This is a genomic window from Mediterraneibacter sp. ICN-202921, assembly GCF_037890075.1.
Classification (GTDB): Bacteria; Bacillota; Clostridia; order Lachnospirales; family Lachnospiraceae; genus Mediterraneibacter; species Mediterraneibacter massiliensis.
In genome coordinates this window covers 174313-197403 of record NZ_JBBKBE010000001.1, presented here as the reverse complement: position 1 = coordinate 197403, position 23091 = coordinate 174313, and the positions used below count along the sequence as shown (strand labels likewise).

Sequence of the window (23091 nt, the reverse complement as noted above, 5' to 3'; positions counted from 1 at the left end):
GGATAGGTAGGAACATGGAAATAGGAGAAAACAGTGCAAATGAACTTTTGATCCGCATGGAAGAAAAATATGCGAAGCTGAGTAAAGGACAGAAGCGCCTTGCAGATTATGTACGGGAAAATTATGACAAAGCAGTATTTCTTACAGCATCTAAATTGGGGGAGATTGTGGGAGTCAGTGAATCTACAGTAGTCCGATTTGCCACACAGTTGGGATATAAAGGATACCCTGGATTCCAGAAAGCTTTGGAAGAATTAGTGAGAACGAGACTGAATTCCATACAGAGGATGGAAGTGACATACGGAAGGATCAGTCAGCCTGAGATATTAGCGACTGTCTTGCAGTCTGATATTGAAAAGATCAAACTGACGTTGGCCGGAATCGATCAGAAGGCTTTTGAGCTTGCAATCGATACGATATTACATGTAGAAAAGATTTATGTCATCGGCATCAGAAGCTGTGCTCCGCTTGCCTCTTTCTTAAGTTTTTATCTGAATCTGATCTGTGAGAATGTTGTTCTGGTCAATACAAACAGTTCCAGTGAGATTTTTGAGCAGCTGATCCGTATCAATGAGAAAGATGTGATCATTGGGATCAGCTTTCCGAGGTATTCGATGCGTACGTTGAAGGCATTGGAGTTTGCGAGCAACCGGAAAGCAAAGGTGATTACTTTGACGGACAGTGTGCATTCTCCGATGAATCTGTATTCGTCCTGTAATTTGATCGCCAGAAGTGATATGGCATCTATCGTTGATTCTTTGGTGGCGCCTTTAAGTGTGATCAATGCGCTTGTAGTCGCATTGTGCATGAAAAAGCAGACAGAAGTTGTCAGTACATTGGAAACATTAGAAAAAATCTGGGATGAATACCAGGTATACAGCGGGGATGAGTTGAATCATGTAAGTGATATGAGACTGCAAAAGGAGAAGAAGATAGATGAGTAAGGTACTCATAATCGGAGGCGGAGCCGCAGGGATGATGGCGGCAGTTTTTGCTGCCAGGCAAGGCAGTGAAGTACATATTTTTGAAAAGAATGAGAAACTTGGAAAGAAGCTGTTTATTACGGGAAAAGGGCGCTGTAATTTTACAAATGCCGCAGACGCGGAAGTGTTTTTTGCTTCTGTTGTGAGCAATCCCAAATTTATGTACAGTGGTTTCTACAGCTTTACAAATGAACAGGTGATTCGTTTTTTTGAAGATCTTGGTGTGAAAACAAAGGTGGAGAGGGGAGAGCGGGCGTTCCCGGCATCGGATCATTCCTCTGATATCATACAAGCGCTGAAAAGAGAGATGGAAAGATTAGGTGTACATGTTCACCTGCAGACGGAGGTGGTAGAAGTATGTACAAAAGACGAAAGATTTAGTGCTCTTTGTATGAAAAACGGAGAAAGTATAGAAGGAGATGCCTGCATTGTGGCTACAGGAGGACTTTCTTATCCATCTACAGGTTCTACAGGAGACGGGTATCGTTTTGCCCGTGCATGCGGGCATACAGTGACAGAGCTTTTGCCGGCCCTTGTACCTTTGGAAGTAAAAGAGTGGTATGCAAAGGAACTGCAGGGACTCTCCCTTAAAAATATTTCTATACAAGTGACAGATGGAAAGAAAAAGTTATATGAAGAATTTGGAGAGATGCTGTTTACCCACTATGGTGTGAGCGGTCCGGTCATATTGAGCGCAAGCAGCATGGTGGGAAAGGCACTGAAGAAAAAGGAGCTGACACTTCATATTGATCTGAAGCCTGCGCTTTCTTATGAAAAGCTGGATCAAAGAATACTGCGGGAATTTGAAGCAAATCACAACAGGCAGTTTAAAAATGTAATCTCTGGTCTTTTTCCGGCAAAGCTGCGTCCTGTGATGATCGAACTGTCGGGTATACCTTCAGAGAAGAAAATCCACGAAATCACGAAGGAGGAACGAAAAGGTTTTATCCGTGTGATCAAGGACTTTCAGATGACACTGACAGGTTCGAGAGAATATCGAGAGGCGATCATCACACAGGGAGGAGTAAATGTTAAAGAAATCGATCCCGGAACAATGGAATCAAAATGTACGAAAGGTGTATATTTTGCAGGAGAAGTGTTGGATATAGATGCTCTAACCGGGGGATTTAATCTCCAGGTATGCTGGAGTACGGCATATTTAGCAGCATTTTCTGCGAGTGAGGAGATTTTCCAAGGAAAATAAAATAGAAAAAGACAGTAATAAAGAATACAAGGAGCGTGTATAAAATGGGATATAATGTAGCAGTGGATGGTCCGGCAGGTGCAGGAAAAAGCACGATCGCCAGACTGGTGGCTAAGAAAAAGGGATATATATATGTAGATACAGGAGCTATGTACCGTGCGCTTGCCGTATACTTCCTGGATAATGGAATAAAGGCGGAAAATACGGAAGAAGTGGTAAGAGCCTGTGAGAAAGCAGAAGTGAGTATTGCTTACAGAGACGGTGTTCAGCAGGTTATGTTAAATGGAGAAAACGTGACAGATAGATTAAGAAATGAAGAAGTGGGAAATATGGCGTCAGCTACTTCCGCTGTCCCCCAGGTACGGCAGAAACTGCTTTCACTTCAAAAAAACCTGGCGAGGAAAGAAGATGTTATTATGGATGGACGAGATATAGGAACTAACATTCTTCCAAATGCGGATGTGAAAATTTATCTGACAGCGAGTGTGGATACAAGAGCTTTACGCAGATATAAAGAACTAAAAGAGAAAAAGATCCCATGTGATTTTGAAGAGATCAAACAGGATATTGCAAAACGGGATGAACAAGATATGAATCGGAAAACAGCACCTCTGCGCATGGCCGAGGATGCAATTTTGATCGATAGCTCGGATATGACGATCGAAGAAGTGGTGGAAAAAATTTGTAGTTACTGTAAATGAAAGGCAGGAAAATGAAGATCATAAAAGCAAAGACGGCAGGGTTTTGTTTTGGAGTCAGGCGCGCTGTAGATACGGTATATGAACAGCTTGCAGAAAACAGCGGACAGAAGATATATACCTATGGACCGATCATACACAATGAGGAAGTTATAAAGGACATGGAGAAAAGAGGGGTCACTGTTTTGCGGTCAGAGGAAGAACTAGAAGCGGTGACGGAAGGAATCGTGATCATCCGTTCTCATGGTGTTGAAAAGCGGATCTATGAAAAATTGAACAGCCGCCAGATCACTGTGGTGGATGCGACGTGTCCTTTTGTTAAAAAGATACACACGATCGTAGAGCGAGAAAGTGAGAAGGGAAAACATATCATCATTATAGGAGATCCCGAACATCCGGAGGTAAAGGGGATAAGAGGCTGGGCAGGTAAAGATACAACAGTTATACAGAGTGTTTCGGATATGGAAAAACTTCCTGTCGAAAAAAAGAAAAAAATCTGTATCGTCGCTCAGACGACATTTAATTACAACAAATTTAAAGATTTAGTTGAAATTATTTCGGAAAAGAGTTATGATGTAAGTGTTTTAAATACAATCTGTAATGCTACAAAGGAACGCCAGACTGAGGCACGAAGTATTGCAGAAGCGGTGGATGCTATGATAGTGATTGGCGATAAACATAGTTCCAATACCCAGAAGTTATTTGAAATTTGTAACAGAGCATGTAAAGATACGTACTATATACAGACGCTTGACGATTTGGATTTGAATCAATTAGGGTCAGTGGAAACAGTAGGTATTACAGCGGGGGCATCCACGCCCAACAATATAATTGAGGAGGTTCAAAATAATGTCAGAATTATCTTTTGAACAAATGTTAGATGAGTCATTCAAAACAATTCATAATGGAGAGGTAGTCGAGGGTACTGTGATCGATGTGAAGCCAGAGGAGATCATCCTGAACATCGGTTATAAAGCAGATGGTATCATTACGAAAAATGAGTACTCCAATGACCCGTCTATCGACCTTACGACAGTTGTTTCAGTCGGGGATACGATGAGTGTTAAAGTTTTGAAGGTAAATGATGGAGAAGGTCAGGTACTGCTTACATATAAGCGTCTTGCTGCTGAAAAGGGCAATGAAAGATTAAGAGAAGCGTACGAAAATAAAGAAGTATTAAAAGCAACGGTTACGCAGATTCTGGGTGGAGGCTTATGTGCAACTGTTGAGGAGGCACGTGTATTTATCCCGGCAAGTCTTGTATCAGACTCTTATGAAAAAGATCTCAGTAAATACGAAGGACAGGAGATTGAATTTGTGATCAGTGAATTCAATCCGCGCAGAAACCGTGTTATTGGAGATAGAAGACAGCTGTTAGTAGCAGAACGTGCAGAGAGACAAAAAGAGTTGTTCGCAAAACTGCATATCGGAGATACAGTGGAAGGTACTGTAAAGAATGTTACAGACTTTGGCGCATTTATTGATTTAGGTGGCGTTGATGGTCTTCTGCATATTTCTGAAATGTCTTGGGGCAGAGTAGAGAATCCTAAGAAGGTATTCCAGGTAGGGGATACATTGAAAGTTCTTGTAAAAGATATTCATGATACGAAGATTGCTTTGAGTTTGAAGTTCCCAGAGACGAATCCTTGGGCACATGCATCTGAGAATTTTGCGGTAGGTACTGTGATCAATGGAAAAGTAGCTAGGATGACAGATTTTGGCGCATTTATAGAGTTGGCGCCAGGAGTAGACGCATTGCTCCATGTTTCACAGATTTCAAGAGCACATGTGGAAAAGCCATCAGATGTACTTTCTATAGGACAGGAGATTACGGCTAAGATTGTGGATCTTAATGAGGCAGAAAAGAAGATCAGTCTGAGTATGAAAGTGTTGGAAGCAGAGGCAGTTCCTTCAGATGAAAGTGAGGAATAAGGGATTAGATTCTTTGGTGTTTAGAAAAGAATAAATGTATATTAAGAGGCGGTTGTGTTGACCGCCTCTTATTTTGGCTCTTTGCCAGTATATATTTTTAACAGGTAAGGACACTGTATTAAGAAAAGCAGAAATACCGTAGAAATAAATTTTAAGATGTTAAAAAATCGACAAAATGTACGTATAAATGTGCAATTATTCTATTTCAAATACTAGATTTTGTGTGGAGATTTTAGTACAATAAACATATTGTGAGACAAGCAAGGGAAAGGAAGGGAAAGAAAATGGGACTTTTAACTTTTAAAGGCGGCATCCATCCAAATGATGGAAAAAGTCTTGCAAAAGATCGGTCAATTATGCAGATCCTCCCAAAGGGACAGCTGGTCTATCCGCTTTCACAACATATAGGCGCTCCGGCAAATCCCGTTGTAAAAAAGGGAGATCATGTACTAAAAGGTCAAATGCTGGCAGAAGCAGGCGGGTTTGTTTCTGCTCCGATATATGCTTCTGTATCGGGGACTGTAAAGGGTCTGGAACAACACTTTAATCCAGCAGGAAGCAAGGTAGAGTGTATTGTTGTAGAAAACGACGGAGAATATGAGGAGATAGAATATGAACCGGTTAAGCCGCTTTCTGAGTTATCAAACGATGAAATTTTAACAAAGATAGGCAATGCAGGGATCGTAGGCATGGGAGGTGCCGGCTTTCCGACCAGAGTAAAACTGTCGCCAAAAGAGCCGGAAAAGATAGAATATATCATTGCCAATTGTGCGGAATGTGAACCTTATATAACTGCAGATTACCGACGTATGTTAGAGAACACGCAGGAACTGGTAAGCGGAATGAAAGTGGTTCTTTCTCTTTTCCCTAAAGCAAAGGGGATTTTTGCAGTAGAGGACAATAAAAAGGACTGTATCGAGAAATTAAAAGCAGCTGTTGCAGATGAGCCTAGGATAGAAGTGAAGGTACTGATGACAAAGTATCCACAAGGAGCAGAACGGCAGCTGATTTATGCTGTAACAAAGAGAGCGATCAATTCGACGATGCTTCCGGCGGATGCAGGTTGTATTGTGGATAATGTGGAAACGATGATCGCAATCCATTATGCAGTGATCGAAGGAAAACCGCTGATGGAGAGAATTGTAACGGTAAGTGGAGACGATATTGAACATCCGGGCAATTTTAAAGTATTGCTGGGGACAAGCCATAGAGAATTAGTCGAAGCAGCGGGCGGTTTTAAAGAGGATCCTGAAAAATTGATTTCAGGAGGTCCTATGATGGGCTTTGCGATGGTCACGTTGGATGCACCTGTGACAAAGACATCTTCTTCCATCCTTGCCTTTAAAGAAGACATTGTGGCAAAATCACCTGCTACAGCCTGTATCAACTGTGGCAGATGTGTAGAGGTGTGTCCAAGCCGTATCATTCCTTCCAGATTGGCAGACTATGCCGAGAGGATGGATGAGGCTTCTTTTATCGGCATGAATGGATTGGAATGTGTAGAGTGCGGTTCCTGCAGTTATGTCTGTCCTGCAAAAAGGCCGTTGAAACAGGCGATTGGTTCCATGCGGAAAATTGCACTGGCAAATAAGAGGAAAAAGTAAGAGAGGTGGAAAAAGTGAAGGAAAATTTAAACGTATCATCCTCGCCGCACATTCGAGATAAGGTGACAAGCAGTAATATCATGCTCATGGTAGTGATTGCACTGCTTCCGGCAACTATATTTGGGATTTATAATTTCAGACATGAGGATGCGTGGATTTTAGTGGTTGTCACGACAGCGGCAGCGGTATTGTCTGAATATATTTATGAAAAACTTATGCATAAGCCAATTACGATCAAAGATTTCAGTGCTGTTGTAACCGGGCTTTTGCTGGCCTTGAACCTTCCACCGACACTTCCGTGGTGGATGGGAGTGCTAGGTGCAATATTCGCAATTATCGTAGTAAAACAGCTGTTTGGCGGTTTAGGACAGAATTTTATGAATCCAGCTCTGGGAGCAAGATGTTTTCTGCTGATCTGTTTTACCGGACGAATGACCTATTTTGTCTATGACGGAGTGACAGGCGCGACTCCGCTTGCAGAATTAAAAGCAGGACAGGCTGTGAATACGATGGATATGCTGCTGGGAAATATCCGCGGTACGATCGGGGAGACTTCCGTAATTGCGATCATGATAGGAGCAATGTTCCTTCTTCTAATGGGTGTGATCGATCTTCGGATACCGGGTACATATATTGTGACATTTGTAATTTTTATCACAATTTTTGGAGGACACGGGATAGATGCACAGTACATTACAGCACACTTGTGCGGCGGCGGTTTGATGCTTGGAGCGTGGTTTATGGCTACAGATTATGTGACGTCTCCGATCACAAGCAGCGGTAAGATCGTATACGGTGTCTGTTTGGGAATCCTGACAGGGCTGTTCCGGTTGTTTGGAGGTTCTGCAGAAGGGGTTTCCTATGCGATCATTATCAGTAACCTTTTGGTACCATTGATCGAAAAGGTTACTCTTCCCAAACCATTTGGTAAAGGAGGAGAGAAATAATGCAAAAAATTATAAAAAATACGCTGATATTAACAGCAATCACAGTAGTTGCAGGGCTTTTGCTCGGAATCGTCTATGGAATCACAGAAAAGCCAATTGCGGCTTCACAGGAGAAAGCAAAACAAGAGGCATTTCAGGCAGTCTTAAAGGATGCCGCTTCCTTTGAGACATATAAGGAGTTTGACGCAGACGAGGCATCGTCTTTGTTAAAGGAAAACGGATATGCACAGGATGACATAATGGAAATTGCAGAGGCGAAAAATGCAGGAGGCGAAACAATCGGATACGTTATCAATGTAGCTTCCCATGAAGGTTATGGGGGAGATATAGAGATGTCCGTAGGTATCTTAAATGACGGTACTGTAAAAGGCATAGAAATGCTTTCGATCAGTGAAACAGCAGGACTTGGAATGAAAGCAAATGAAGCAGATTTCAAAGAACAGTTTAAGGATAAGCAAGTAGAAAAATTCTCTTATACAAAAACCGGAGAAGAAGGCGACGATAAAATCGATGCGATCAGCGGAGCTACGATTACAACAAACGCCGTCACGAATGCAGTGGATTCTGCGCTCGTATATTTTCAGAATGAGTTAGGGGGGCGGTGTGAATGAGTAAATGTATAGAGCGAATTTATAATGGTGTGATAAAAGAAAATCCGACTTTTGTTCTTATGCTGGGCATGTGTCCGACACTGGCGGTTACAACATCAGCTGTCAACGGTGTCGGTATGGGACTTTCTACGACTGCAGTGCTCGTTATGTCCAATATGCTTATCTCCATGCTCCGTAAGATCATACCGGATTCCGTGAGAATGCCGGCGTTTATAGTCGTTGTCGCATCTTTTGTGACAATTGTAGATTTCTTGTTGGAAGGTTTTGTTCCCTCCTTGTATGATGCTCTTGGGCTTTATATTCCGCTCATTGTTGTAAACTGTATCATTTTGGGAAGAGCAGAAAGTTATGCTTCGAAGAATCCGGTTTTGCCGTCCATTTTTGACGGAATTGGCATGGGGTTAGGTTTTACGATCGGACTTACCTGTATCGGGATCGTAAGAGAAATACTCGGCGCGGGGAAAGTGTTCAACATGCAGATACTTCCGGATTCCTATGAGCCATTGACGATCTTTATCCTGGCTCCGGGAGCGTTCTTTGTTCTTGCCGGGCTTGTTGCGCTGCAGAATAAAATAAAAAACAAGGCGGCAAAAAGAGGGGAGAAAAGGAATGAAACAGCACTGCATACTGGATGTGGAGAAGGATGCACATCCTGTGCAAATCAGTCAGTATGTAATGGGCATATATTCCCGACAGGTGCTGACAAGGAAGAGAAAGAATAGGAGGAAATGACAGTGAAAGAGTTATTATTGATCGCAGTAGGTTCTGCGCTTGTAAATAATGTAGTCCTTAGCCAATTTCTAGGTATCTGTCCTTTCCTGGGTGTCTCTAAGAATGTGAAGACAGCCGCCGGAATGGGCGGAGCCGTTGTATTTGTTATAACAATCGCATCTTTTGTGACTGGACTGATCTATAAATTCATACTTGGCAATAAAAATATTATGGGCGGAAAACTAGAATATCTTAACACAATCGTATTTATTCTGGTCATTGCCGCACTCGTTCAATTTGTAGAGATGTTTTTGAAAAAAGCAATGCCGCCGCTTTATAATGCGTTGGGTGTATATCTGCCCTTGATCACGACAAATTGTGCGGTTCTTGGTGTTGCGCTGACAAACGTGCAGGATGGATATGGTGTGCTGACAGGAGTGATAAATGGTTTTGCTACGGCAGTTGGTTTCCTTATTGCTATTGTTCTGATGGCTGGTATACGTGAGAAAATCGAATACAATGATATTTCGGAATCCTTTCAGGGAACTCCGATCGTTCTTGTGACGGCCGGATTAATGGCAATTGCATTTTTCGGATTTTCAGGATTGATATAGGAGGGACATAACGTATGAGTATAGGAGCAATAATTTTAGCCGCCGTTGTGGTAGGGGGTACAGGTGTATTCATCGGAGTCTTTCTTGGTATATCTGGAAAGAAATTTGCTGTTGAGGTCGATGAAAGAGAAGAGGCAATCCTTGGTGTTTTGCCAGGAAATAACTGTGGGGGCTGCGGATATGCAGGCTGTTCCGGACTTGCAGCTGCAATCGTTAAAGGAGAAGCGGAAGTGGGAGGCTGTCCGGTGGGCGGTTCTGAAGTTGCAGCAAAAATCGGAGAGATCATGGGACAGGCAGCTGGAGAACAAGAGCGTAAAGTTGCATTTGTAAAATGCGCCGGTACTTGTGAGAAAGCAAAGACAGAATATGAATATTTTGGGATAAAAGACTGCATCATGGCAAGTCAAATGCAAGATGGAGGCGCAAAAGGCTGTTCTTTCGGATGTTTGGGGTATGGAAGCTGTGTAAAAGCCTGTCCATTTGACGCCATCCATATTCAGGATGGTATAGCGGTAGTAGATAAAGAAGCCTGCAAAGCTTGTGGAAAGTGTATTGCTGCCTGCCCGAAACATTTGATAGAGTTGATTCCATATAAACAGAAAACATTCGTACAGTGCAGTTCAAATGATAAAGGAAAAGCACTCATGGATGTATGTGAGGTGGGATGTATCGGCTGTCGCCTGTGTGAAAAAAATTGTGAAGCAGGCGCGATCACAGTGAAAAATTTCCTTGCCCATATAGACGCAGATAAATGTACAAACTGCGGTGTCTGCGCAGAAAAATGCCCAAGGAAGATCATTAGAAGTTTCACTTTACTGCCAGAAGGCAGATTCCGCAATTAGATTTCAGAAGAAAAGACGACTTCACGCTGTTATATATCTCCAATCAGAAGGAAATACATACTTCTGTTTGGAAGTACGCAGCAGCGTGAAGTCGATTTTTTTAACAGAAACATGAACTTAAGCGGAGAAAGTGTATGTGTGAGCGAGGAATTTCGGCAAAACTCTGACGAGCGATGTAATATACAGTTGACGCATAATCATTTTTTCGAATACTTCCGCAGTGTTAACTCAATTCCGCTTATGCTTCTTTTCGTACTGCTTGTTGTTTCGTTAAATGTATATTTAATTACTGTAGTGTAGTTCATAATCGTCTGTTACGAATATGGCTTCTATTCCATCCAGTTTTTGAATGAGTTCCATACCTTTTTCTAAACCTAGGTTATAGCAGGTTGTGCTCAGCGCGTCTCCATCCACGGAATATTCGGAAAGGATTGTTACTTGAACAAGGTTGTTTTCGCAAGGATAACCTGTATCGGGATCAAGGATATGATGATAGATCTTGCCTGCTTTTTCAAAGTATCGCACATAATTGCCGGAAGAAACGACAGAGCGGTCTTTGGTGTCCAGGTAGGTAATAGCAGTACCAGTTTCATCAAAGGGCTTTTGTATACCGATTTTAAAAGGAGTGCCGTCGACATGTCCGCCAAGAGCCAGGATATTTCCTCCCAGATTGATAAGGGCATGTTCGATTTCAGCACTTTCTAAATATTCTTTTAGTTTGTCTGCAATATATCCTTTTGCGATACCGCCAAGATCAATCTGGGCTTTTGGATCTTTTAAGGTAACTGTATTGCCGTTTACTTCTACATTTTGAAAGTTGATATGGGACAAAGCATCTTGAATAGCTTGTGGATCAGGAAGTTCTTTTGTTTCATTATCCTGAAACTTCCAGAGTGTGTTGACAGTTCCGACTGTAATATCAAATTTCCCATTAGAGAGTTCTCCGTAGTCAAGTCCGATCTGTATTAGTTCTGCCGTCTCATCTGCTACTTCTACAGGCATACCGTTAGAAGAATTAATACGAGATACATCACTACTTTCTATCGTACGGCTGAAAAGACTTTCATAGTATTCGCACAGGTCTTCACAATGGGCAAGTATTTCTTCGTCAGCTCCCCAAATAGTAAGTGTTATCACTGTATCAAAGTAAATACCTGTCATCTGCTGTTTTTCATTGAGCGGAGGAGAAGCACAGCCAACGACAGATACCATAATGGAACAAGAAAGCAAGTAAGTAAGTAATCGTTTCATAGGTACCTCACTTATTTTATTGTGTTTTAAATGGCATAAAGCATTGTAGGTAAACAAAAATCATACTTTCCCTATTATACCGGGGATTCAGAAAAAGTACAATCGAACATGTGATTGCATTCTATATAACGGTATGCTATGATAATGCGTAAAGAGGTTGAAAAATGAAAAAAAATGATTGGTTTTTAGTTGGTATGGTATTGCTGACAGCAAGCGGCTTTTTCTTATTTCAATTTTTAAAGCCAGACAATGAAAACAAGCAGGTTGTCATAACGGTAGATAAGGAACTCTATGGAATCTATGACTTGGAAGAGGAGCAAAAGATTGATATAGAGGGAATGAATGTACTTGAAATAAAAGAGGGGCAGGTGAAGATGCAAGAAGCGGATTGTCCGGATTTGTTATGTGTTCATCACAAAGCAATTTCGAAAGAAGGAGAAAGTATCATCTGCCTTCCCAATAAGGTTGTAGTAACGATAAGAGGGGAAGAAGAAAGTAATGTAGATGCAATGACAAATTAGAGGAAGAGTTCCGACATAGGGGGAAATGGGGATAAGAAAGGAGACAGCTTGAAGAACAGAGCGGCATATTTCGGAGTATTTACAGCGCTGGCATTGATCTTTAGTTATGTGGAAACATGTATTCCCATCTCGTTTGGCATACCAGGAGTGAAATTAGGGCTTGCCAATCTTATGATCGTCATCATGCTGTACAAAGGAACTGCCAAAGAGGCCTGTTTGCTTTCTGTTGTGCGGATTTTACTTTCCGGTTTTTTATTTGGCAGTCTTTTTAGCATCTTGTATAGCCTTGCAGGGGGGATATTAAGCCTTGCTGTGATGATCGGATTAAAAAGAAAGAATACATACAGTGTGATCGGAGTCAGTATTGCGGGCGGTGTGTTTCACAATATTGGTCAGCTTATCGTAGCCATGATGGTCGTGGAGACGCTTTCGGTTGGCTATTATGTTCCGGTTTTACTTGTGGCAGGATGTGTGACAGGAGCGCTGATCGGAACAGTATCTGAAGCAGTATTAAAGCGTACGGCCAATATCAGATTAGAATGAGCGAAAGGAAATGCAGATGATTTCATATATCAGAGGAGAACTCGCAGCGATTGAAAAAGAAAAAGTAGTTGTAGATGTAGGCGGGGTGGGTTACGGTATCTATATGCCGGAACAATCTATGGGACTTCTGCCGTCTCCAGGGCATGAGGTAAAAATACATACGTACCTCAATGTGCGGGAGGACGCCATGCAGTTATTTGGCTTCTTGACAAAAGAAGAACTAGAGATTTTCAAAATGCTGATTGGTGTCAGCGGGATTGGACCCAAAGGCGGATTAAATATTTTATCCAGTTTATCTGGAGACGAGCTGCGTTTTGCGGTGCTTTCAGGAGATGTCAAAGCAATCTCAAAGGCACCGGGGATCGGAAAAAAAACGGCGGAGAAATTGATCATCGAACTGAAAGATAAGTTGGATATCGAGGATATACTGCATACAGATAAAGAAGAACCGAGGACGGCGCTGGACTCTGGCACAGGGGAAGTACAGACAGAGGCTGTACAGGCACTGGTTGCCTTGGGATATGGCAGTGCAGAAAGTCTAAGAGCTGTAAAAAAGGCAGGAGAACTTACGACAGTAGAAGCTGTCTTAAAAGAGGCATTAAAATATTTATTCTAATGCATTTACAGAAAAAATAGTATAAAGCAGGTTGGAAATATGGAAAAGCGAATTATCACAACAGAAAATCTGGAAGAGGACAGTAAGATCGAAAGCAGTTTGCGGCCTCAGTCTTTAGACGAGTATATCGGACAGGAGAAGGCAAAGAAAACGCTTTCTATATACATCAAAGCGGCTAAGGCAAGAAAGGAAGCGCTGGATCATGTATTGTTTTATGGACCGCCGGGACTTGGAAAGACGACATTAGCTGGCATTATTGCAAATGAAATGGGAGTCAACTTGAAAGTAACCAGCGGACCTGCTATAGAAAAACCAGGAGAGATGGCGGCAATCTTGAATAATCTACAGGAAAATGACGTTCTTTTTGTAGATGAGATACATAGGTTGAACAGGCAGGTGGAAGAAGTTTTGTATCCTGCTATGGAGGACTATGCGATCGATATAATGATCGGGAAAGGGGCGACCGCACGTTCTATCCGACTGGATCTGCCTAAATTTACACTGGTAGGAGCGACTACCAGAGCTGGTATGCTGACAGCACCGTTAAGAGACCGTTTCGGAGTTATAAACCGTCTGGAATTTTATACAGAGAAGGAACTTGCGACGATCATCATCCGCTCGGCAGCTCTGCTTGATGTTGCAATCGAACCGGATGGGGCGGTGGAACTGGCAAGACGCTCGCGGGGAACCCCCCGTTTGGCAAATCGTCTTTTAAAAAGAGTACGGGATTTTGCACAGGTAAAATATGATGGCATTATTACAGAACAAGTAGCGAATCTTGCGCTAGATCTTTTAGACGTAGATAAATATGGCCTGGATTCTATCGACAGAAATATTTTACAGACTATGATCGAGAAATTCAAAGGCGGTCCGGTAGGACTTGATACTCTGGCGGCCTCAATCTCTGAGGATGCAGGCACATTAGAGGAGGTATATGAACCATATCTGTTAAAAAATGGGTTTATCCAGAGGACACCGCGGGGCAGAGTCGTTACGGAACTTGCCTATGCACATTTAGGAATCCCGTTATAAAGCGAAAATACGTACAAACCGGACAAGACCGTCGGTTGTAGCGATGAAAAGGCTGATTCCAGGATCGGAACAACTATACGGATTCCTGACAGAGAAACGAAAAAAGAGTTGGTTTTTGTCTCTAAATAGTTTATAATAGCAGTTAGGAAATGCAAGGAGGAAGCTATGAGTTCAGCAAAGCACTATACAGAAGTATTGATCGGAGGAAAAGTATATACTTTAAGCGGGTTTGAAGGTGAGGAATATCTTCAGAAAGTGTCCTCCTATCTGAACCATAAGATCACAGAATGCGCAAACAGTGAGGGATACAGAAAGCAAAGCGCGGATACCCGTAATGTCCTTCTTGCTTTGAATATTGCAGATGATTATTTTAAGGCAAAAAAGCAGGGGGATTCCCTAGAGAACGATATAGAATTGAAAGATAAAGAGATGTATGATCTGAAGCATGAATTAATCTCAGCCCAGATCAAATTGGAAAATGCCGAGAAAGAACTTGCGAAGATGAAAGAAGATAACAATGACCTTCAGATGCAGATCGTAAAACTGGAGACAGAGATGAAGAACCGCAGAAGATAAGAATCTGTCATGGAAAGTCGGAGAAACTTCCTTTGTGAAGATAAACATGGGGTGTGTGGCTTTTGCCGGACATCCTTTCTTTATTGCCATGCAAAATAAAAGCAGTATACAGGAGAAAATGATATGTCTAGAATGCATAGGAAAATAGAAATTTTAGCACCGGCGGGAAATTTTGAAAGTTTTATGACTGCCGTGAACGCAGGGGCTGATGCAGTATATGCAGGAGGTCCCCGTTTTGGCGCGCGTGCGTATGCAGATAACTTTACCGTACAGGAATTGACAGAGGCGATCGACTATGCACATCTGCATCAGAAAAAGTTTTATTTGACAGTGAACACACTTTTAAAAAATAGTGAAATATCCGGACTTTACAAATATCTAGAACCTTTATACTGCCAGGGACTGGATGCGGTGATCGTGCAGGATATCGGTGTTTTATCTTTTGTTAGGACCTATTTTCCTGAGATGGAGATACATGCCAGTACACAGATGACGATCACCAATGTAAAGGGGGCACAGTTTTTAAAGGACGCAGGGGTAAAAAGGGTTGTGCCGGCAAGAGAATTGGCTCTTTCGGAAATTCAGGATATACAAAGGCAGACAGGAATGGATGTGGAATGTTTCGTGCATGGAGCACTTTGCTACTGTTATTCAGGACAGTGTCTGTTGAGCAGCTTTATCGGCGGTAGAAGTGGAAACCGAGGACAATGCGCGCAGCCGTGCAGGCTTCCATATTCTGTCGGAAAGAAAAAAGGATATCTCCTTAGTTTAAAGGATATTTGTACTTTAGATATGATCCCAGCATTGGCGGAGGCTGGAATTCATTCTTTTAAGATTGAAGGAAGAATGAAAAGGCCGGAATATGTGGCAGCAGTAACAGCTATGTACCGAAAATATCTGGATAAATATATGGCAGAAGGAAAAGAGAATTTTTCTGTGGAGCCGGAAGATATAGAGCGGTTAAAAGATATTTATAACAGGGGTGGTTTTCATGCAGGGTATTATAAGAAGCACAATGGGAAAGATATGCTGTCCCTTGACAGACCGAATCATGCAGGGGTGCCCGCAGTGAGAGTACTTTCTCAAACTAAACGGGAAGTAAAGGCAGATGCACTTGTCGATATTCATAAAGGGGATATACTGGAACTGACGGAAAAACGAGAAAACTATACATTTGGAAAAGATGTAAAAAAGGGGGAGAAAGTTACATTTCTGGCTCCAAAGCAGCAGTTCTATAAAAAGGGAAAAATCTTAAACCGGATACGAAACAAAACGCTTCTGGATGAGATGGATAAAGCATATGTTTTTGCAAGAAAACAAGAGAAAGTGGATGGAAGTCTGCATATTCTGAAAGGAAGGCAGGCTGTGCTGCGCCTGACAAATGGAATGCATTCTGTTGAAGTATATACAGAAGAATGTGTATCTGGGGCACAGACAAGACCGCTTACGAAAGAAGAAGTAAAAGCACAGCTTACAAAAACAGGAAATACGCAGTTTTATTTTGAAAATTTAGAGATAGAGATGGAAGAAAATATCTTTTTGCCTATGCAGCAGATCAAGCAGATGCGAAGAGATGCTCTGGCAGCATTGGAAAAGGAAATCTGTCGAAGTTATCGAAGGGCTGCTGCAGCTGATGAGAAAAATGTACGGGATGCATTTGAAGTATTACAGGTGAGAAGCGGTAAAGACCGTGCAGATACTCTTCCGTTCGTGTCTGTATCGGTAGAAACAGAAGAACAATTGTACGCAGTGCTTGCATTTTGTGAGAAAATGCAGCAGCAGAAAGTAAAAGTTTCCCGTTTATATTTGGATTTTCAGATCAGCGGAACATTATTCCTATCAAAAAACATATGTACAGTTTGTGAAAGAATCAGAAAATATGGTGTAGAAATTTACTATGCTATGCCGCATATCTTCAGAGAGCAGGCACTTAGAGCCATGACAAAGTCATACGAGACATTCTATATGTTCTGCATGGACGGGGTACTCGTGCGAAATTATGAAGAGATCCAATTTTTAAGAGAGCAGAAATTTGACAAGCCGATAATTCTGGACCATAATCTATATATATTCAATCAATATGGGAAGCGGTTTTTTGAGGAACAGAAGTTTACCTCGTTTACTGCTCCGATGGAGCTGAATGTAAAGGAACTGGAAGAACTGGGGATTGAAAATGCAGAACTGACTGTATATGGGCATATTCCGGTAACGATAAGTGCACAGTGTATTACAAAAACTATGGATGGCTGCACAAAGGAACCAGGTATGTTAATGCTTACCGACCGGTATAAAAATCTGTTTCCAGTTAAAAATTACTGTAGTCTCTGCTATAATGTAATATATAATACTGCTCCGTTATATTTGGCGGATCTGACAGAAGAAATCAGAACGCTTTGTCCGAAAAGTCTGCGCTTTGCCTTTACTGTAGAAACGAAAGAGAGAACTTTGGAAATATTAGAAAAAGCAGGGCAGGATCTTACAGGAGAAACAAAAAATACAGCGTCTCATTTTTCTTATACAAGAGGACATTTCAGACGCGGAATCCTATAGAAGCAGGTGAAATCGTGATTAATATAATTGTGGAATTATCAAAATATATCATTGTCATTTTGATGGCTGCCTATACCTTTTCATGTTTTTCTATTTTTGCACAAAATTATGAAGATGATGAGAAGCGTGTATTAGTCAGACAGAATGTTTTGATGTTTACGTTGCAGCTGGTTGCATATGTTGTTATGTATTTAAAATCAAAAGATGGGAAAATACTATTTATTTATGCCGTGCAGACGGTTGTATTTTTGGCAGTCATCCTTTTGTATAATCTTATCTATCCGAATGTATCCAGGCTGGTCGTTAATAATATGTGTATGCTGATGAATGCAGGAATGATCATGATCACACGTTTGTCTTATGACAATGAAGTGCCGTTTGACAATGCGATAAAGCAAATGATATTTATCGCACTTGGAGTTACTTTTGGTCTGGTGGTGCCAATTCTTATCAAAAAACTGAAATCTCTGGCTGACTGGACGTATCTTTATGCAGGCGCGGGGCTGGCGGCGCTTTTACTTGTAGCAGTTTTCGCAGTGAGCTCCGGAGGAGCTAAATTAGGCTTTACTGTATTTGGTTTTGGGATACAGCCATCGGAGTTTGTTAAAATCTTATTTGTATTTTATGTGGCGGCAAGTCTGAAGAAGTCTACAGAATTTAAAAATATCGTGATTACGACTGCCGTGGCAGCGGCTCATGTTTTGATTTTAGTGTTGTCTACCGATCTGGGAGCGGCACTGATCTTATTTGTCGTTTATCTGATCATGCTCTATGTGGCGACACGCAAGCCTTTATATGCGGTGGCAGGGATTGCGGCGGGCAGTGCGGCAGCTGTAATCGGATATCATCTTTTTGCCCATATCAAAGTACGCGTATCTGTCTGGAAAGATCCGTTCGCTTCGTACAGTAACGGCGGTTATCAGGTGGCACAATCCTTGTTTGCGATCGGGACAGGCAGTTGGTTTGGAATGGGATTGTTTCAGGGGCTTCCCGATAGTATTCCGGTGGCAGAGACGGATTTTATTTTTTCGGCGATCGCGGAAGAACTGGGGCTTATTTTTGCACTGTGCTTGATCTTGATCTGTGTAAGCTGCTATGTGATGTTTTTAAATATTGCCATGGAGATTCGCAATCAGTTTTATAAACTTGTTGCTCTTGGATTAGGTACCTGTTATATTTTCCAAGTGTTTTTGACGATCGGTGGAGTGACTAAGTTCATTCCGTCGACTGGGGTCACACTTCCTCTTGTCAGCTATGGCGGCAGTTCTATGCTGAGTACAATGATCATGTTTGGCATCATACAAGGTCTCTATATCTTGAGAGAAGATGAAGAAGAAAAGATGGAGCGAAGACGAGAAAGTAAGTTAAGAAAAGAGAGAGAGTTGAGAAATGAACCGAGAAGAACGACCAAGAAAAAAACAACAAAAGAAAAGCCGCGTTTCGAAGAAGTCCCGAAACAAAGAGTTCGCTAGAGTCACGTATCTTTTTGTTATTTTATTTCTTGCACTGATGGCATATATTGTCTATTTTAATATTGTGAAGGCAAAAACAATCGTAAACAGTCCTTATAATGAAAGACAGAATGCATTTGCAGATCGCATCGTCAGGGGAAGCATTACAGATCGGAACGGAAATGTTCTTGCTGAGACAGAAGTGGCAGAGGATGGAACAGAGATAAGGACGTATCCATATGGTCCTGCCTTTGCGCACGTCGTAGGCTACAGTAGTGAAACGGCAGGAAAAAGCGGATTGGAATCAGTGGAGAACTTTGAACTTTTGACGTCCAATGCATTTTTTGTTCAAAAAATCACGAATTCTTTCAAAGGAGAGAAGAATATAGGTGACACGGTTGTAACCACGCTGGATGCAGATCTCCAACAAGCCTCCTATGATGCTTTGGGAAGCAATAAAGGAGCTGTCATTGTGATGGAGGCAGATACAGGAAAAATTCTTGCGATGGTTTCCAGTCCGACTTATGATCCCAATACAGTGGACGTTGACTGGGAGTATTTAAACACAGAAGATAACGGGAGTCCGCTTTTGAACCGGGTGACGCAGGGAGCGTATGCGCCGGGATCTACGTTTAAGATCGTGACGACCCTGGAATTTATGCGTGAAGATAAAAATTATGGAGAGTATGGATATGAGTGCAGTGGAGAAATCACAGAGGATGGCACGACGATCCATTGCTTTGACAGTACAGTTCATGGATGGGAAGATCTGCGCAGTTCCTTTGCAAATTCCTGCAACGCCTCTTTTGCAAATATCGGTTTGTCTTTGGATAAGTCTTCTTACCGAAAGACAGCGGAAGATCTATTGTTTAACAAGGCACTTCCAACTGTGCTGGAATATTCTAAAAGTTCTTTTGCTGTAACAGAAAAAACAGACAGTGCGGAAATAATGATGACGGCAATGGGACAGGGCAAAACACTCGTAAGCCCATATCATATGGCTTTGATCACACAGGCAATAGCAAACGGCGGCACATTGATGGAGCCATATCTTGTCGATAAAGTGACGAATTATACCGGCAGTGAGATACGCAAAAATGTACCGAAAAGCTATAAGAGACTGATGACTTCAGCAGAAGCTTCACAGCTAAAGGAATATATGGAGGCAGTCGTGCAGGAGGGAACAGGCTCTTTGCTAAATGGCGATTCCTATACTGTGGCCGGAAAAACCGGAACTGCAGAATACAGTATGACGGACGGAGAAAAAACACATTCCTGGTTTGTAGGTTTTACAAATGTAGATAATCCAGAACTGGTGATCAGCGTGATCATAGAAGGATATGATGGAAATGATGGCGCAAAAGCCGTTCCGATCGCAAAACAGATCCTAGATTCCTATTATTATCAGTAAATGAAGGTGGCACAGAATATGCAGATGAAATTTTACTGTGATTTATATGTCAGTGATTCCTGGATGCATAAAAAAACAAAAATTGTGGAAAAATTACAGAAAAATAAATTGCAGCCACAAGTTTATATTATCGCACTGGCACAGGGAGAACAAAACCAGCTGGAAATTTTTTCAAGCATGCTTATCAAACAACATATCTTTGAACACAGTACTCTTTTTATCGTAGGGATTGTTTCCGGTTATGAAGAAGCGCTCTGTGTGCTGGAAGAGATTTCCAAAAAGGTATATGAAGAGACAAAAGGACTTTGCATCCGCCGTTATATAGTAAAGCGGCAGGAAGAATTTGAAAAGGCAGGGTATTGAGACTGATGATACATATCATTCTGTTTGTGTTAAAAATTTTAGGATGGATCGTTCTTGTAATACTGGGACTTCTTTTGCTTTTGAGCCTGACAGTCTTGTTTGCAGGCTTTCAGTACAGAGGTAAGGCAAAATGTATGGGGGCACTCGATACATTGAGCGTGGGGCTGGAGTTTTCCTGGCTTTTTCATTTGATAAAAGGAAGGTTTTTTTATGAGAATGGTAATATGAAATGGCGGCTGCGTGTGGCATGGAAGACCTTTCCGTCAGACAGGAAAACGAAAGATATGCATAAAACTGTTGCAGAACCAGAATTTGTAAAAACAAAAGAGAAAGAAGAACCGAATCTAAAAGAGAAGGATGTAGAAAAGAAAGATACAGAAGAAAAGGTACATACGGAGTATAAGAAGACAGCAGAAAAGACAGAAAGATATGATGCGTTTAAGGCGAAAAAGCAGAAAAAAGCAAATAAATTAGAATATACATTCCGTAAAATCTGTGATACTATAAAAGCACTGAAAACAAAAAAAGAACATGTCTTGGACTTTATAAGGGAAGAGGTCCATAGAAGTGCTTTCAAAAAAGGAGTAAAAGAGTTAAAGCGTCTGGGAGGCTTTTTAAAGCCGGATGTACTTGAAGCGGATTTGAAGTTCGGCTTTTCTGATCCGGCTGTAACGGGATATACACTTGGCGTGCTCAGTATGATTTATCCTTTTATAGGAGAACATGTACAGTTGGAACCGGATTTTGAAAATAAAATATTAAAAGGACAGGCATTTGTACAAGGCAAGATAAGGGGGATATATCCGGTTATTTTCTTGTGGAATATGCTGTGGAGTAAACAAGTGCGCCAAACGATAGCAGATATAAAAAATTTCCGGTTATAAAATCGAAGAAAAACCATCAATAAGGAGGCGTTTAATAATGGCAGAAGAAACGAATTTTAAGGCAACGGTAGAATCTTTGTTTAAAGGGATGGATGGGGTCATATCATCGAAGACAGTAGTCGGAGACGCGATCCATATTAATGATACGATCATTCTTCCTCTGGTAGATGTATCTTTTGGAATCGGCGCAGGGGCCTTTTCGGGAGACAAGAAGGAAAAAGGAATGGGAGGAATCGGCGGTAAAGTTACACCTAGCGCTGTGATCGTGATCCAAGGGGGAAAGACTAGACTTGTAAATATCAAAAATCAGGATACCATTACAAAAATTTTGGATATGGTGCCGGATGTAGTAGACCGTTTTGCCTCCAGAAAAGAGGATAAGGTCACAGAAGAAGATGTTATGGATATTTTAAGTACAGAAGCAGAGGACGAAAAAAAGGAATAATGGTGCTTTTGCCGTCATAAATATAGAAGTAAGCAATCAGTCGGAAGTGAAAGAGATGAAAAGAGTAATCGGATTTGCATTATTCTGGATGGCTCTGGGAATGTTCTTGATGCTGCTGCTTTCGAATATGGTATGGGGAGTCATTCTTATTCTTGTTTTCCTCATATTGGGATATAAGTTATTTTGCTGTTAAAAAAACTGCCGTCTATAAAAGAAATTATATATTTCCTCTATAGACGGCAATTTTTCATAGCTGTGATATTTTCTGCATTATGCACGTTCTACGCGTCCGGATTTCAGACAAGATGTACATACATACATTCTTTTTGCCCCGCCTTCTGTTTTTACACGAACGGATTTTACATTTGATTTCCACATTTTTGGTGTTTTTCTATGAGAGTGACTTACGTGATTCCCGAAGTGAGCACCCTTTTCACAAATAGCACATTTAGCCATCATTGCACCTCCTAACAATCTGAACTCGTCCATATAGGCTCATAACAATGGTATTTTAACAGAAAGAATACATGATTGCAAGCATTTTTTCTATTTTCTCTTTTGCGGTTCACATAATTCTTTTTTCGTGATAAAATCATAGTAAGAAAATCAAGGTAGAAAGCGGGGATCATTATGAAGAAAAGAATTATCACGATAGGAAGACAATATGGCAGCAATGGACGTTCTATTGCACAGAAACTGTCCGATAAACTCGGAATTCATTATTATGACAAGGAATTGATCTACCTTGCCAGTCAAAAAAATGATATTTCCTATGAAGAACTGTTAAAAGTGGATGAAAAGAGAGCGGATCCCTGGCGTTATCCGGTGGAAGACGATATGCAGATGAACCGCCGTTTCCGCTATGAGCCTATGAATGATGTCTTGTTTGAAACAGAAAAAAAAGTGATTTTGGAATTGGCAGAAAAAGAAGATTGTATTATTGTCGGGAGATGTGCAAACTATGTACTAAGAGAAAAAGAAAATGTCCGCAACATCTTTTTCTATGCGCCGTTAGAAGAAAGGATAAAGACGATCATGGAACGTGCTTCTGTAGATGAAAAAGAAGCGGCATACCTGATCAAGAAAATTGACAAGCAGAGACGGTACTATTATAATTCTTATACGGATCGTCGTTGGGAAGATATGGAACAGTATGATATCTGCATGGATACAGTGAAGATGTCAGTAGATTCTATATTAGATATTTTATGTGCAGTTTATGAATCTATATTGTAAATTTGTGGAAGAGATAGTATAATACCCATATCAGCGTCCTATATTTGGGCGCTGTTTGTGAGCGAA

26 protein-coding genes are annotated in these 23091 nt (G+C 41.4%); 24 read left to right on the top strand and 2 right to left on the bottom strand.

Features of this window, described 5'->3' with window-relative positions; translation table 11 throughout:
* The first annotated feature begins 14 nt into the window (after positions 1-14).
* From WKT01_RS01000 to rnfB, 11 genes are all read left to right on the top strand, one after another.
* Positions 15-944, top strand: a complete 930-nt coding sequence (locus tag WKT01_RS01000; RefSeq protein WP_059070469.1) for a MurR/RpiR family transcriptional regulator — start codon at positions 15-17, stop codon at positions 942-944.
* Positions 937-2187, top strand: coding sequence for a BaiN/RdsA family NAD(P)/FAD-dependent oxidoreductase (locus WKT01_RS00995; RefSeq protein ID WP_059069615.1), 1251 nt, complete (start codon positions 937-939; stop codon positions 2185-2187). The genes WKT01_RS01000 and WKT01_RS00995 overlap by 8 nt, the downstream gene beginning before the upstream one ends.
* A gap of 44 nt (positions 2188-2231) precedes the next feature.
* The gene (cmk, locus tag WKT01_RS00990) at positions 2232-2888 is read left to right on the top strand and encodes a (d)CMP kinase (RefSeq protein WP_059069613.1); all 657 of its coding nucleotides are present in this window, start codon (positions 2232-2234) and stop codon (positions 2886-2888) included.
* An 11-nt stretch (positions 2889-2899) separates the two neighbouring features.
* Positions 2900-3754 carry a 4-hydroxy-3-methylbut-2-enyl diphosphate reductase gene (gene ispH / locus WKT01_RS00985; RefSeq protein ID WP_059070467.1) on the top strand — a complete coding sequence of 285 codons (855 nt, stop codon included), beginning with the start codon at positions 2900-2902 and terminating at the stop codon, positions 3752-3754.
* The gene (gene rpsA / locus WKT01_RS00980) at positions 3735-4817 is read left to right on the top strand and encodes a 30S ribosomal protein S1 (protein ID WP_059069611.1); all 1083 of its coding nucleotides are present in this window, start codon (positions 3735-3737) and stop codon (positions 4815-4817) included. The genes ispH and rpsA overlap by 20 nt, the downstream gene beginning before the upstream one ends.
* Positions 4818-5101: 284 nt before the next feature.
* The gene (gene rsxC, locus WKT01_RS00975) at positions 5102-6421 is read left to right on the top strand and encodes an electron transport complex subunit RsxC (protein ID WP_059069610.1); all 1320 of its coding nucleotides are present in this window, start codon (positions 5102-5104) and stop codon (positions 6419-6421) included.
* Positions 6422-6435: 14 nt separating this feature from the next.
* Positions 6436-7368: an RnfABCDGE type electron transport complex subunit D gene (locus WKT01_RS00970; protein WP_059070466.1), complete on the top strand. Its 933-nt coding sequence runs from the start codon at positions 6436-6438 to the stop codon at positions 7366-7368.
* Positions 7368-7979, top strand: a complete 612-nt coding sequence (locus tag WKT01_RS00965; protein WP_340311316.1) for an RnfABCDGE type electron transport complex subunit G — start codon at positions 7368-7370, stop codon at positions 7977-7979. The genes WKT01_RS00970 and WKT01_RS00965 overlap by 1 nt, the downstream gene beginning before the upstream one ends.
* On the top strand, positions 7976-8701 hold the full coding sequence (gene rsxE, locus WKT01_RS00960) for an electron transport complex subunit RsxE (protein ID WP_117974197.1): 726 nt from the start codon (positions 7976-7978) through the stop codon (positions 8699-8701). The genes WKT01_RS00965 and rsxE overlap by 4 nt, the downstream gene beginning before the upstream one ends.
* 12 nt (positions 8702-8713) lie before the next feature.
* Entirely contained in the window at positions 8714-9304 is a 591-nt protein-coding gene (locus WKT01_RS00955; protein WP_059070464.1) for an electron transport complex protein RnfA, read from the top strand.
* Between the two features lie 14 nt (positions 9305-9318).
* Positions 9319-10146, top strand: a complete 828-nt coding sequence (gene rnfB, locus WKT01_RS00950) for an RnfABCDGE type electron transport complex subunit B (RefSeq protein WP_059069604.1) — start codon at positions 9319-9321, stop codon at positions 10144-10146.
* A 282-nt stretch (positions 10147-10428) separates the two neighbouring features.
* Here the strand turns inward: rnfB and WKT01_RS00945 are convergent, their stop codons facing one another.
* Complete coding sequence (locus tag WKT01_RS00945) at positions 10429-11397, bottom strand: FAD:protein FMN transferase (protein WP_340311315.1); 969 nt, start codon at positions 11395-11397, stop codon at positions 10429-10431.
* A gap of 164 nt (positions 11398-11561) precedes the next feature.
* Here WKT01_RS00945 and WKT01_RS00940 point away from each other — a divergent pair, with 164 nt between their 5' ends.
* The 12 genes from WKT01_RS00940 (at position 11562) to WKT01_RS00885 (ending at position 21982) form a co-directional block, all read left to right on the top strand.
* Entirely contained in the window at positions 11562-11918 is a 357-nt protein-coding gene (locus tag WKT01_RS00940) for a NusG domain II-containing protein (protein ID WP_059069600.1), read from the top strand.
* A 48-nt stretch (positions 11919-11966) separates the two neighbouring features.
* Positions 11967-12461, top strand: a complete 495-nt coding sequence (locus WKT01_RS00935; protein WP_059069597.1) for a Gx transporter family protein — start codon at positions 11967-11969, stop codon at positions 12459-12461.
* Positions 12462-12477: 16 nt separating this feature from the next.
* A complete protein-coding gene (ruvA, locus tag WKT01_RS00930) occupies positions 12478-13077 on the top strand; it encodes a Holliday junction branch migration protein RuvA (RefSeq protein ID WP_059069595.1) in 600 nt (199 codons plus the stop codon).
* A gap of 39 nt (positions 13078-13116) precedes the next feature.
* Positions 13117-14109: a Holliday junction branch migration DNA helicase RuvB gene (gene ruvB, locus WKT01_RS00925; protein ID WP_059069594.1), complete on the top strand. Its 993-nt coding sequence runs from the start codon at positions 13117-13119 to the stop codon at positions 14107-14109.
* 165 nt (positions 14110-14274) lie between these two features.
* Entirely contained in the window at positions 14275-14685 is a 411-nt protein-coding gene (gene zapA, locus WKT01_RS00920; protein WP_059069592.1) for a cell division protein ZapA, read from the top strand.
* Between the two features lie 132 nt (positions 14686-14817).
* A complete protein-coding gene (locus tag WKT01_RS00915; protein WP_445299682.1) occupies positions 14818-17235 on the top strand; it encodes a DUF3656 domain-containing U32 family peptidase in 2418 nt (805 codons plus the stop codon).
* A 14-nt stretch (positions 17236-17249) separates the two neighbouring features.
* Positions 17250-18707: an FtsW/RodA/SpoVE family cell cycle protein gene (locus WKT01_RS00910; protein ID WP_270394709.1), complete on the top strand. Its 1458-nt coding sequence runs from the start codon at positions 17250-17252 to the stop codon at positions 18705-18707.
* A gap of 37 nt (positions 18708-18744) precedes the next feature.
* Positions 18745-20097 (top strand): peptidoglycan D,D-transpeptidase FtsI family protein, encoded by a 1353-nt coding sequence (locus tag WKT01_RS00905; protein ID WP_117974338.1) that lies wholly within the window; start codon positions 18745-18747, stop codon positions 20095-20097.
* 18 nt (positions 20098-20115) lie between these two features.
* Entirely contained in the window at positions 20116-20460 is a 345-nt protein-coding gene (locus WKT01_RS00900; RefSeq protein ID WP_270394707.1) for a hypothetical protein, read from the top strand.
* A gap of 5 nt (positions 20461-20465) precedes the next feature.
* Positions 20466-21344, top strand: coding sequence for a DUF2953 domain-containing protein (locus WKT01_RS00895; protein WP_270394705.1), 879 nt, complete (start codon positions 20466-20468; stop codon positions 21342-21344).
* A 37-nt stretch (positions 21345-21381) separates the two neighbouring features.
* Positions 21382-21789, top strand: a complete 408-nt coding sequence (locus WKT01_RS00890; RefSeq protein WP_059069584.1) for a GerW family sporulation protein — start codon at positions 21382-21384, stop codon at positions 21787-21789.
* 55 nt (positions 21790-21844) lie between these two features.
* Complete coding sequence (locus tag WKT01_RS00885; protein WP_162858245.1) at positions 21845-21982, top strand: hypothetical protein; 138 nt, start codon at positions 21845-21847, stop codon at positions 21980-21982.
* 77 nt (positions 21983-22059) lie between these two features.
* Here WKT01_RS00885 and rpmB read toward each other — a convergent pair whose 3' ends face one another.
* Positions 22060-22245, bottom strand: a complete 186-nt coding sequence (gene rpmB, locus WKT01_RS00880) for a 50S ribosomal protein L28 (protein WP_059069581.1) — start codon at positions 22243-22245, stop codon at positions 22060-22062.
* A 174-nt stretch (positions 22246-22419) separates the two neighbouring features.
* On the opposite strand from rpmB, the gene WKT01_RS00875 reads away from it, so the two are divergent.
* On the top strand, positions 22420-23025 hold the full coding sequence (locus WKT01_RS00875) for a cytidylate kinase-like family protein (protein WP_059069579.1): 606 nt from the start codon (positions 22420-22422) through the stop codon (positions 23023-23025).
* Positions 23026-23091: the final 66 nt, after the last annotated feature.